Raw genomic sequence first — 11,236 nt, 5'->3', positions numbered from 1 at the left:
GTCCCCCGCCCTCCTTCAGGCTGCAACCCGGTCGTGAAGCTGGAACAGCAGGTCGATCGTCGATTCCAGCGCCGGCGTCGTGACCTCGCGCTCCGGCAGGTGGGCCAGGAACACCAGCACCGACTCCCCGCTCAGACCCGCCGTCACCGGCCGCGGCCAGCCGTGGATCGGATGGCACAGGGACAGCGCCCGGCCGACGGCGGCCCCGCGGGCGTAGGGCGGCAGCGGCCGCGCCGCGGACAGGCGCAGCCCGTCCTCCTCGGCCTCGATGTAGAGCGTGCCGCGCTGTTCGAAGGCCACGCTCAGAACCGGCGTGTCGGCGTCGACCGGCTGGTCCAGACCCAGCCCGCGCAGGAACTCCGCCACCGCCGCGTCCGTCCAGCTCATTCTTCGTCTCCGATCGCCCGGTCCATGGACTCCTGGACGGCGTCCAGCAGTTTGCCGCGGATCTCCGCGTCGGCATAGACCTTCAGCGGCACGCCGCGCACCAGTTCCTTGAATTCCCGCAGCGTGTTGATCCGGGTCTCCGGCTGGTCGGCGCCGAAGCCGGCGACGACCCGGTCGATCCGGTCGGCGGTGATCCAGCGTTCGGCCGTCAGGTCGACCACCGTCTTCATCAGCGATTCCGCGGACTGGCCGCGCAGCACGCCGAACTGCCGGTCGAGCCGGCCGATCATCTCCGCGGCGTCGCGGTGCACGGTCACCAGCACCTCGAGCTGGTAGAGGTCGTCGATGATCGCCTTGAGCGCCCCGGTCTCCAGCGACGGGCCGCGCGACGCCAGATCGTCGCCCGCCGCCTTGATCAGGAAATCGGTGACGCGCGCGAAATCCTCGCCGGGATGGCGTTCGGCGATGGCCGCGTAGGTTGGCCCCAGGCCCTCGAAACCGAGCACCGTCTCGCGGTAGAGGCCGCGCAGCGCCTGGATGCCGTCCGCCGTGCCGTCGGACTCCGCCGCCGCCCGCCCGCTGACGTTCAGCCCGGCGCGGATGGCCGGCCCCTTCTCCGCCAGAAGCGTGGCGCGGGCCGCCGCCACCGCGTCGCGCAGCGGCGGCGGGGCGTCGAGGTCCCCGGCGATCTGCTCCTCGAGGAACGACAGCGCCGCGAACTGGTGGGACGGGTCGCGGTGCTGGCGCTCCACCAGTTCGCGCAGGCCGAAACCGGAGAAGGACTTGAGCTCCAGCACCCGCTGCAGCAGCTCCTTGAGCTGCTCGCCGGTGGGCTCGTCGGGCAGGGTCGCCAGCAGCTCCGCGGCGCGCAGCGCGTCGAGCCCGTCGTCCATCCCGTCGCGGCCCACCTTGCGCTCGCTGATCTTCTTCGACTCCGTCTTCTCCGAGGCCGCGAAGGTCATCTCCTCGGCGGCGTCGGCGACCAGCGAGGCGGCGTTGCGCGTCACCGTCACCGCCTCGCCGCGCAGGGTGCCGCGCGCCGGGGTCTCCGACCCGTTCGCCGTCGCTGCATGGAATCCGCCGGCCGCGACGCCGCCGTCGATGCGCTCGATCATCGGATGTTGCCGATCACCTTGTCCAGGGAACCCGAGAACTTCTGCATGATGTTCGTGGTCATCTCGAAGGTCTGGTTGTACTTGTTTGTGATACTCTGCAACCGGATCATCTCGAGCTGCGAGGTGCTGTTGGCGCTCTCGATGTAGCCCTTGAGGTTGTCGAGGTTCGCCTGCCAGGCCTCGGGGCTTCCGGTGGTGAAGTTGATGCCCTTGGACTGCATGAAGGCGGCCACCTCGGGGTCCGTGACCTGGGCAATCTTGCTGTCGAGCTGGGAAAGGACCTGGTCCATCTCGCCACGCGACAGCTCCTCCCAGCCGTTGGTGAGGCGCGAGGCGAGGTCCTTGGCCCACTGTTGGTTGTAAGGCGGGGTGTTGTTGGCGGCGCTGGTTTTGGCGAAGTTGTCGAAGGGGCCGCCGGCGGCGGTGTTCACCGAAATGCCGTTGTCCACCAGCTTCTGCATGAGGTCGGGGCGGCGCCCCAGGATCATGCGGTCGCCGGTTCTGATCGATTCCATCGGCAGGGTGTCCAGTTCGGCGCGGAGCTGCTGGAGGTCCTTGACCTGCCCCTGCATCTCGCGGATGCGGCCCTGCATCTCGATGGCCTGGCGGATCTGCGCCTGCTGGTCCTTCATCTGCTGGACCTGGTCGGCCAGCGACGACTGCAGCAGCTCGCCGCGCTCCAGGTTCAGCATCAGCACCGTGGTGCCGATGTCGTTCACGTCGATGGTCCGGCCGTACGCACCCGCCGCGGCCCCGGCCCCGCTCACCCCTTCCATCGCCATCGCTCACTCCCGCTCCTGGTTGGCGCCTGCTTGACCCTTAGTAACCGCAGGGCCGAAAAGATCCCATCCGATCGCCGCGCGCGCCGCGGCCTCCGGTGGTCGCTCAGCCACGCTCCAGCGACTTCACCCAGCGCAGCACCTCCGCCACCGGGGCGATCAGGTCCGCCGGGATGTAGGCGTCGGCGTCGGCCTGCTCGTCCAGCGCGCGGGCCAGCGGCACGTTCTGCATCACCGGGATGCCCTCCTCCTCGGCCACCTCGATCATGCGGCGGGCCAGCAGGTCCTGCCCCTTGGCCACCACCACCGGCAGAGGCGTGGTGTCCTGGTCGTAGAACAGGGCGATGGCGATGTGCGTGGGGTTGGTGACCAGCACCGTGGCCTTGCGCACCGCCTGGGTGGTGCTGTTCATGGCCATCTCCTGGTGCAGGTGCTTGCGCTTGGACTTGATGTGGGGGTCGCCCTCGGCCTCCTTGAACTCCTGCTTGATGTCCTCCTTGGACATCATCAGGTCCTTGATGTGCATGCGCTTCTGCAGGACGTAGTCGACCACGGCGGCGACCACGAACACGGCGCCGCAATACAGCAGCATCTCCTGCAGCAGGGCGCCGCCGACCGCCTCGACGCAGGGCAGGCCGCAGGAGGGCGCCTTGATCAGGGTGTCGAGGGCGCCCTCCACCACGATGTAGACGATCACCGCCAGCAACAGCGTCTTGGCGATGGACTTGACGAACTCGACCATCCCCTTCTTGCCGAACATGTTCTTGGCGTTCGACAGGGGGTTGAGGCGCTGCCCCTGGGGCTTCAGGGCCTCCAGCGAGAACAGGACGCCGATCTGCGCCATGTTGCCGACGATGCCGGCGATCACGGTCGCCAGCACGACCGGGACCAGCAGGTTGACGGAGACGGCGAGCACCGCGTCCATCGTCACCTCCAGGGCCTTGCCGAACTCGGCGTCGTGCAGCGTGCCCGGCAGCATCATCATGGTGATGGTCTCCTCGACCATGCCGTTCCAGAGGCCGAACACGACGGCCAGGATGGCGGCCAGCACGGCCGTCGACCCCAGATCCTTGCTGCGCGCCACCTGGCCCTTCTGGCGGGCGTCGCGGAGCTTCTTGGCGGTGGGGTTCTCGGTCTTCTCGCCGCTCATCGCCCCCTCCCTACTCGAACAGCGGCGCGGCCAGGCGCGGCAGGTCGGCGATCTCGTCGGTGACGGCGCCGAGATAGCCGAAGAGGATGCCGATGTAGAGGATCATCACCAGGAGGCCGATGGCGCTCTTGATCGGCATGGCGAGAAAGAAGACGTTGAGCTGCGGCGCGAAGCGGCTGACCAGGCCGAGGCCGAACTCGGCCAGGAACATGGCGATCACCGCCGGCGCCGACAGCACGATGGTCAGCCACACCAGGCGGTCGAGCATGGCGAGAAAGGCGGCGGCGCTGGCGATGTCGAGGGTCGGCGCGTAGCTCAGGACCGGCCAGATGCCGTAGGTCGTGTACAGGCTGGACAGCAGGGCCAGCAGGCCGCCCGTGGCGTGGAAATAGACGATGAACGCCTGCAGCATCAGCGTGCCGAGCGGCGAGGTGTCGCTGCCCGACATGGGATTCATCGAACTGGCCATGGCGGCGCCGCGCTGGTTGTCGATGAAGAAGCCGATCGCCTCGACCGCCCAGAAGGCCAGCGCCACCATGTAGCCCAGCACCATCCCCACGAACACTTCCTTGAGCACCAGCACCAGCAGGGTGACGCCGTCCAGGGACAGCCCGGCGATGCCGGCGTGCACCCCCGGCATGACCGCCAGCGCCAGGCTGAAGACGATGGCGTTGCGGATCATGCCCGGCAAGACCTGGCGGCTGAACATGGGGATCAGCGCGAACGCCGCCATCAGCCGGGCCGACGCCAGCACCAACGCCAGGGTGTACTCCTTGAGACCGCCGATGTCCGCGATCTCGGTCATGGCAGCATCTGGGGGAAGTCGCGGAACAGGCGCAGGGTGTAGGCCAGCAGCTCGCCGCCCAGCCAGCCCGCCGTCAGGTAGACGGTCAGCGCCACCGCCACCAGCTTGACGGCGAAGGAGAGCGTCTGCTCCTGGATCTGGGTCAGCGCCTGGACCAGGCTGACCAGCGTGCCGACGATGGCCGCCACCAGGATCGGCGGCAGCGAGAGCACCAGCACCAGGATCAGCACCTGCGCGGTGTGGCCGACGACGTCAGGTCCGGTCATGGGCGGGGTCCTCCGGCTGTGGGGGCATCACGTGTAGGTCAGCACCAGGCCCTGGATCAGGTTGCTCCACCCGTCGGCCATGACGAACAGGAACAGCTTCAGGGGCAGCGAGATGGTCATCGGTGACACCATCATCATGCCCATGGCCAGGAGAATGTTCGAGACGATCAGGTCGACGGCGATGAACGGAAGGTAGAGCAGGAACCCGATCTCGAACGCCGAGGTCAGCTCCGAAACGGTGAAGGCCGGGACGAGGATCAGCAGGCTGTCGTGGCCGAAACTCTCGGCCGCGGCCTCCGGCCACAGGGACCGGGTGGTCTGCACGAAGAAGTCGCGCTGGACCGGGTCGCTGTAGCGGACGAGAAACGTGCGCAGCGGCTCCGCCCCGGCCGACAGCACGTCCTTCAACTGGGACTCGGGCCGGGCCCGCGCATCCTCCACCGCCTGCAGCACGTCGAGGCCGATGGGCGCCATGATGTAGGCGGTGAGAATGATCGCCAGCCCGTAGAGCGCCATGTTCGGCGGCACCTGCTGGACGCCCAGCGCGTTGCGCACCAGCGACAGCACCACCGCGATCTTGACGAAGGAGGTGACCATCATCGCCACGAACGGCACCAGCGCCAGCGCCGCCAGGATCAGCGACAGCGTAAACGGATCGGGCAGGTTATCCATGACGGCCGGCGAACTCCAGGAGGCGGACGCCGACCGTGCCGTCGATCTCCACCAGTTCGCCACTGCCCACCGCCGCGCCGTTGGCGCGCACCGTGACCCGGCCCCGCTCCTGGCCCGGCAGGGCCAGCACCTGCCCCGGCGCCAGCCCTTGCACCTGGGCCAGCGTCAGGGTCAGCCGCCCCGCCTCGACCACCAGTTCCACGGGGACCCCGTCGATCCCGGTGGACCCCGCGGCCGCGGCCGCGCCCTCCACGTTGTTCGCCATGTCGATGCTCGCAACCTCCTGTACGGTGATCTGCCCGGCCGCCCAGCGCGCGGCCCGCGCCCCTCCCGGCAGGCCGGTCAGCAGCACCCCGCCCTCCCCGTCCAGCCACACCCGGTCCAGCAGCACCACGTCCCCCGGTTCCAGCGACCGCAGCTCGGCGATGCCCAGCCGGGTGCGGCCCAGCTCGACCGCGGCGGCGACCGGCACCATGTCCAGGGCCGCCGGCGCCGGCGGCCGCTGCTTGGCGACCAGCGCCGCCAGCGCCGCCAGGGTGGCACCGCCGAGGTCGACGGCCACCGCGACGGCCTGCCCGCCATCCTCGGGATCGAACCGCAGGCCGAGGCGCCGCTCACCCGTCGCCGGGCGGCCCAGCGCCAGCGCGACCCCGTCCTCGGCCAGGGACACCTCGGCCACCGCCGGCTGCCGCCCCAGCGCCGCGGCGAGCGCCTCCAGCGCGTCCTCCAATGCGACCTCGAGCACCGCCGCGCGCAACGGCCCGGGCAGCGCCGCCAGCACCAGATCCGGCCCGAGCCGCGCCACCATTGCGTGGAGCGGCAGGGAGTCCGTCCACAGTGTCACCCGCGCCCCGTCGAGCAAGAGCACCACCCGGCCCGCCGGCACGAAGGTGGGCGGGTCGACCGTGGCGCTCAGCCGCCACGCCGCGCCGCCGACCGTCACCGGCAGACCGCGCAGGATGCCGTGGATCGCGTTGAGCGCCGTCGCGGTCTCACGCGTCAGGACGGCGGGCGCGCTGCCGACGCTCATGGCTCACCCTCCTCCCCGTCCTCGTCTTCCGCCGCGGGCTGTTCCCTCCGCTGGCGCTGCTCCCGGTCCGGATCGACGGCGGTGAGGTTGCTGCCGTCGCTGAAGGACAGCACCACCGACACCGGGCCGTCGACCCGCCCGGCGAGACGGTCGCGCAGCGCGTCGAGCCGGTCGCGGAGCAGGTCGTGGGCGACGGGGCTGGCAGTCAGGACCTCCACCCGCAGGCCGCCGCCGGGCTCGCTGGTGATGCGGATCTCGGTCGCCGGCAGGATCTCGTGCTTCAGGCCGATGACCACCTCGGTGCGTCCGGCGGCATCCGGACGGCCGACCAGCACGGTCTCGGCGATCGCCCGCACCGTGGCGGCGACGTCGGCCGCCGGCGCGGCGGTCGCGTCGGCCGCCGCCACCGCCGGCCCCGCCGCCATCCTGGCGCCGCCGAGCGCCGCCAGGATGGCGTCGCCCAACGGCGGCGGTTCCTGCGGGCCGCGCTCGGGCCGGCCGCCGCCGGTTCCCTCGGCGTCGCCGCCCGGCGCACCGGCGGTGCCGGAACGGGCCTCGGCCGGCGGCGGGTGTCCCGCCGGTCCCGCGGCCGGCGCCGGCCCGGCGCCGGCGCCGGCGTGACCGCCCTGACCGCCCGTTCCGCCGGGGTGCCCTCCACCGGGAGAGCCGTCCCGGGACTCGCCCCGCTGCGGCGTGGCGAACAGCGGAGTCGCCGTGGGTTCGCCACCCCCCGCCTCACGCCCCGGCGCGCCCGCGGCCGCTCCCGGTGGCGGACCGGCGGCCGCGGCGCCCGGCCCGACCGCGCCCCTGCCGGCCCCGGCAAGGGCGGCGAAGAGGCTGAGGGCGGAGGGGGCGGCGCCGTCGGCGCCGGCGGCACCCGGTTGCGCGTCCGGTTCGCCGCCGGCCGCTCCGTCCTGCGGCGCCCCGGCGCCGTGTCCCGCGGCGTCGCCGCCGCTGCCCCGGCGCGATCCGAGGGCCGCGGCGAAGTCCCGCGCCGCGGTGGCCAGCTCGTGCGGGTCGGCGCGGTCCGCCCCGTCCCGCGGCCCGTCCGGGCGTGCCTCGTCGCGGGATACGCCAGCGGGCGGCGGATCAATTTTCGTCATACCGGTCCTCTCCGTCCGCAGGCGTGGCCGCCCGGAACTCCTCCAGTTCGAGGTCGGCGGCACGCTCCGCCTCGCGCATGAGATCCTCGCGGAAGACGGCGCTCAGTTCGTGCAGCTTTTCCAGGTCACGCCGTGCGGCGAGGTGGCGGGCGCGGGCGTCGTCGAGGGCGCGCACGGCCTCGACCCGCACCTTCTCCGCCGCCGCCGCCGCCGCCGCCAGACCCCGCTCGCGCTCGCGCAGGGCGGCCACGGCCCCCTTCATGGTCTCGATCCGCTCCATGCCGACGAGCTGAAGCTTGATCTCCTCGAACAGCGCCGCTTCCCGCGCGGGGCGCTCGGCGGCAAAGCGGCGGTGCGCGTCGGCCGCCGCCGCCGCCGCCCGGGCGGCGTCCTCCAAGGCCCGCTCGCGGCCCCGCACGGTGTGCGCCGCGGTGTCCTCGCGGATCGCGCGCACCCGGACGATGTCATCGAAGACCGCGATCATCCCACCAGTTTCCCCATCTCCGCGACGGTGGCGTCGAACGCCACCAGTTCGTCGGTGCGCTGCCGCAGGAAGCCGTTGAGGGCGTCGATCTTGCTCAGCGCCTCGTCGGTGACGGCGTCGCCGCCCTTCTTGTACTCGCCGATCTTGACCAGCAGCTCGACCTCGGCGTGGCGCGCCAGCAGTTCGCGGAAGCGGCCGGCCAGGCGCTTGTGCTCCGGCGTCACCACGGCGTTCATCACGCGGCTGGCGCTGGCCAGGACGTCGATGGCGGGGTAGTGGTTGCGCGCCCCCAGCTTGCGCGACAGGACGATATGCCCGTCGAGGATCGAGCGGGTCTCGTCGGCGACCGGCTCGGTCATGTCGTCGCCCTCGACCAGCACGGTGTAGAGCGCGGTGATCGACCCGCGCTCGGCCATGCCGGTGCGCTCCATCAGCCGCGGCAGCGTCGCGAACACCGACGGCGGGTAGCCGCGGCGGGTCGGCGGTTCCCCCGCGGCCAGCCCGATCTCGCGCTGGGCGCGCGCGAAACGGGTCACCGAATCCATCAGGAACAGCACCTTCTGACCCTGGTCGCGGAAATACTCGGCGATGGCGGTCGCCACGTAGGCGGCCTTGGCCCGCTCCATGGACGACTTGTCGGACGTGGCGACGACGATCACCGACTTGGCCACCCCCTCGGGCCCGAGATCGCGCTCGATGAACTCGCGCACCTCGCGGCCGCGCTCGCCGATCAGGGCCAGCACCGAGACGTCGGCCGCCGCGCCCTTGACCAGCATCGACATCAAGGTGCTCTTGCCGCCGCCGGCGGCGGCGAAGATGCCCATGCGCTGGCCCTCGCCGCAGGTCAGGACACCGTCCAGCGCCCGCACGCCCAGCGGCAGGGGCTCGTGGATGACCCGGCGCTTCAGCGGATCGGGGGCGGCGGCGTAGACGGGATACCACGCGCTGGGCGTCAGCGGGCCCTTGGTGTCGGCGTCGAGCGGACGGCCCATGCCGTCGAGCACCCGGCCAAGCAGGGCCGGCCCCACCGGCACCCGCTGCACGGAGCCGGTGGGAATGACCTCGGTGGTGTTGGAGATCCCGTTCATCGCGCCGATCGGGGTGAGCAACGCGGTGCCGCGGTCGAAGCCGACCACCTCGGCGTCGACCCGGACGTCGTCGCCGGGATTGCGCAGGACGCACAGCTCGCCCAGCTTCACGCTGGGCACGGCAGCCTTGATGATGGTGCCCACCACCTGCAGCACGCGCCCGCGCACCTGGACCGTGCTGACCTCCTCCAGGGACTGGCGGAGCATGGTGACGATGTAGTCCAGGTTGGCCACCGCTCAGACCTCCCCCGACGCCGCCGTGGCGGGCGGTCGCCGCGACCGCCCGACGGCGGATTCCACCGCGTTGCGGATGGCGGCGAGCTGGGTCGGCACGCCGGCGTCGATCACCCCGACGGGGGTGATGAGCTGGCAGGCGCCGCGGGGAAGCCGCGGCTCCCCGACCACCGACAGGATGGTCAGGCCGGGGAACCGCGCCACCAGGGAATCGACCTGGGCGCGCACCGCCTCGGCGTCGTCGATGCTGACGCGCAGCGTGACCTCCTGCTCGCTGCGCAGGGCGGTCAGGGCCTGGCGGACGACGCGGCCGATCAACTCGTCGGCGTCCATGGTGCCGATGATCTTCTGCAGGGCGATCATCACCAGTTCGCCGATGTCACCCTCGACCCGCTCCAGCAGTTCCACCGCCGCGAACGACGACTGCATGGCGGTCTCCACCGCCGCCTCCTGGGCGGCGGCACGCCCGTCGGCGTAGCCGCGCGCCTTCTCGGCCTCGTAGGCGGCGCGCGCCTCCTCCTCGATGGCGGCGGCGCGCGCCCGGGCCGCCGCCAGCAGCGCCTCGGCGTCGAGCAGCGCCTGGTAGTCGGCCGCCTTGACGACCCGGGTCCCCGGCGCCAGACGGAAGTCCTTGTTCAGGAGAACAGCCACCACCATGCCGGAGCGACCTCCCTAACCAGGTTGCGGAACAGGCCGGCGGCCGGAGCGGCGGTTTCCGGCGGCGGCGCGGGACGACGGCTTTGCTCGTAGGGCAGCTTGAGCCGCAAGCGCCCCAGGACGGCCGCCCCCAGCCCGGACGTGGCGGCCACGAAGGCGGAGGTGCCGCTGCGCGCCATCTCCGCCGGGTCGGTGGAGTCCGACATCAGAGGCCGCAGGCTCGGCCCCACCAGGAGCGGGGCGCCGCGCAGGGCGAAGCCATGGCCGTCGGTGCCCAGCGACGCCCGCAGCCGGGCCACGGCGGGACCGTCGATCACCCCGGCGACGGCGCGGGCGTGCAGCGCGATGCCGGCGTGGGCGATGAGGCGCGCCAGGGCCGGCCCCTCGATCAGCGCCAGCCGCGCCGCCACGCCGTCCATGGCGAAGCACCAGGCGCCGGCCATGCCGGTGCGCTCCAGAACCAGCCGGGACAGGTGCAGCCGGGCCCGCGGCCGCAGCAGAAGAGACGCCACCCCCGGCTCGGGCAGCAGGATCGGCACCCAGGAGGGGTGCAGCGTGGCCGCGGGGTCCAGGTTGAAGCGGCAGATGGCCGCCGCCAAAGGCCCGCCGGAGCGCACCAGCGCCGCCGCGCCGGCGTCCCCGTCAATCGCCATGGCCGCCGCCTTGCGCCTGGACCGGCAGCGCCGGCGCCGCCGACGGCTTGCGCGCGCGCAGGAACTGGATGCCGTTGCCGGCCAGGGCCAGGGCCAGCAGCGCGGCCAGTCCGCCGACCAGGGCCCAGAACCGCGGCACGGAGTCCCGTGCCACCGCGATCGACAGCACCTCCGCGACCTCGGGCGTGGCCGGTGCCACGTTGGGCAGCACCTTCGACGGCACCAGGATCACCGAGACGTTCTCGTAGTTCAGGTCGACGATGCTGTTGGCGACCAGCTTCTTGATCTGCGGCACCAGCGTGTTGATGTCGTAGTCGTCGCGGTACTTGATGAACGCGGCGGCCGAGGACGGGATCAGCTTGTCGGTGCGGCCGATGTTCTCGGGAAGCACGACGTGGACGCGGGAGGCGATGACGCCGTCGATCTGCGAGATGGTGTCGCCCAGTTCCTGGGAGAGGGCGTAGATGTACCGGACCCGCTCCTCCAGCGGGGAGGAGATCAGACCGCCCTTCTTGAAGACCTCGCCCATGCTGGTGAAGGAGCCGCGGGGATAGCCGCGGTTGCGCAACACCTCGACCGCCCTGGCGAGATCATCCTTGGCGACCGTGATGCCGACCATGCCCTCCTTGCCGGTGGTCTTGTCGGCGTCGATGCCCGCGTCGAGCAGGACGGCGACCATCTCGTTCGCCTCCTGCTCCGGGATCGCGGCGTAGAGATCGGCGCGCCCGCACGCCGCGAGAACGCCGACGGCCACCGCCAGCGCCGCCCAGCGGGCCGGGCCGGCCATCGCGAAACCCCGTCGCATTCGCAGCA

General features: G+C 71.9%; 14 protein-coding genes. All 14 read right to left on the bottom strand.

Going from position 1 to position 11,236, the window contains the following annotated elements; genetic code table 11:
* Positions 1-15 precede the first annotated feature (15 nt).
* The 14 genes from sycN to sctJ all read right to left on the bottom strand — a co-directional run bounded on the left by sycN (position 16) and on the right by sctJ (position 11,228).
* Positions 16-387, bottom strand: coding sequence for a type III secretion chaperone SycN (sycN, locus tag AC6H2I_RS06085; protein ID WP_497499690.1), 372 nt, complete (start codon positions 385-387; stop codon positions 16-18).
* Positions 384-1,502: a type III secretion system gatekeeper subunit SctW gene (gene sctW, locus AC6H2I_RS06080; protein ID WP_497499689.1), complete on the bottom strand. Its 1,119-nt coding sequence runs from the start codon at positions 1,500-1,502 to the stop codon at positions 384-386. The genes sycN and sctW overlap by 4 nt, the downstream gene beginning before the upstream one ends.
* Positions 1,499-2,284, bottom strand: coding sequence for a hypothetical protein (locus AC6H2I_RS06075; RefSeq protein WP_497499688.1), 786 nt, complete (start codon positions 2,282-2,284; stop codon positions 1,499-1,501). Before AC6H2I_RS06075 ends, sctW begins: the two co-directional genes overlap by 4 nt.
* 103 nt (positions 2,285-2,387) lie before the next feature.
* Complete coding sequence (gene sctU, locus AC6H2I_RS06070) at positions 2,388-3,431, bottom strand: type III secretion system export apparatus subunit SctU (protein WP_497499687.1); 1,044 nt, start codon at positions 3,429-3,431, stop codon at positions 2,388-2,390.
* Between the two features lie 10 nt (positions 3,432-3,441).
* On the bottom strand, positions 3,442-4,236 hold the full coding sequence (gene sctT, locus AC6H2I_RS06065; RefSeq protein WP_497499686.1) for a type III secretion system export apparatus subunit SctT: 795 nt from the start codon (positions 4,234-4,236) through the stop codon (positions 3,442-3,444).
* Positions 4,233-4,502, bottom strand: a complete 270-nt coding sequence (gene sctS, locus AC6H2I_RS06060) for a type III secretion system export apparatus subunit SctS (RefSeq protein ID WP_497499685.1) — start codon at positions 4,500-4,502, stop codon at positions 4,233-4,235. Before sctS ends, sctT begins: the two co-directional genes overlap by 4 nt.
* Before the next feature lie 27 nt (positions 4,503-4,529).
* Positions 4,530-5,174, bottom strand: a complete 645-nt coding sequence (gene sctR, locus AC6H2I_RS06055; RefSeq protein ID WP_497499684.1) for a type III secretion system export apparatus subunit SctR — start codon at positions 5,172-5,174, stop codon at positions 4,530-4,532.
* Positions 5,167-6,204 carry a type III secretion system cytoplasmic ring protein SctQ gene (gene sctQ, locus AC6H2I_RS06050; RefSeq protein ID WP_497499683.1) on the bottom strand — a complete coding sequence of 346 codons (1,038 nt, stop codon included), beginning with the start codon at positions 6,202-6,204 and terminating at the stop codon, positions 5,167-5,169. The genes sctR and sctQ overlap by 8 nt, the downstream gene beginning before the upstream one ends.
* A complete protein-coding gene (locus tag AC6H2I_RS06045) occupies positions 6,201-7,307 on the bottom strand; it encodes a hypothetical protein (protein ID WP_497499682.1) in 1,107 nt (368 codons plus the stop codon). Before AC6H2I_RS06045 ends, sctQ begins: the two co-directional genes overlap by 4 nt.
* Complete coding sequence (sctO, locus tag AC6H2I_RS06040) at positions 7,294-7,791, bottom strand: type III secretion system stalk subunit SctO (RefSeq protein WP_497499681.1); 498 nt, start codon at positions 7,789-7,791, stop codon at positions 7,294-7,296. Before sctO ends, AC6H2I_RS06045 begins: the two co-directional genes overlap by 14 nt.
* Entirely contained in the window at positions 7,788-9,113 is a 1,326-nt protein-coding gene (gene sctN / locus AC6H2I_RS06035) for a type III secretion system ATPase SctN (protein WP_497499680.1), read from the bottom strand. The genes sctO and sctN overlap by 4 nt, the downstream gene beginning before the upstream one ends.
* Positions 9,114-9,116: 3 nt before the next feature.
* Entirely contained in the window at positions 9,117-9,770 is a 654-nt protein-coding gene (locus tag AC6H2I_RS06030; RefSeq protein WP_497499679.1) for an HrpE/YscL family type III secretion apparatus protein, read from the bottom strand.
* On the bottom strand, positions 9,749-10,423 hold the full coding sequence (locus tag AC6H2I_RS06025; protein ID WP_497499678.1) for a SctK family type III secretion system sorting platform protein: 675 nt from the start codon (positions 10,421-10,423) through the stop codon (positions 9,749-9,751). Before AC6H2I_RS06025 ends, AC6H2I_RS06030 begins: the two co-directional genes overlap by 22 nt.
* The gene (gene sctJ, locus AC6H2I_RS06020; protein WP_497499677.1) at positions 10,413-11,228 is read right to left on the bottom strand and encodes a type III secretion system inner membrane ring lipoprotein SctJ; all 816 of its coding nucleotides are present in this window, start codon (positions 11,226-11,228) and stop codon (positions 10,413-10,415) included. Before sctJ ends, AC6H2I_RS06025 begins: the two co-directional genes overlap by 11 nt.
* Positions 11,229-11,236 lie beyond the last annotated feature (8 nt).

The organism is Azospirillum sp. NS33 (assembly GCF_059703765.1).
Note: the sequence above shows the minus strand (reverse complement) of the source record. Positions and strands in the feature narration are given on the sequence as shown.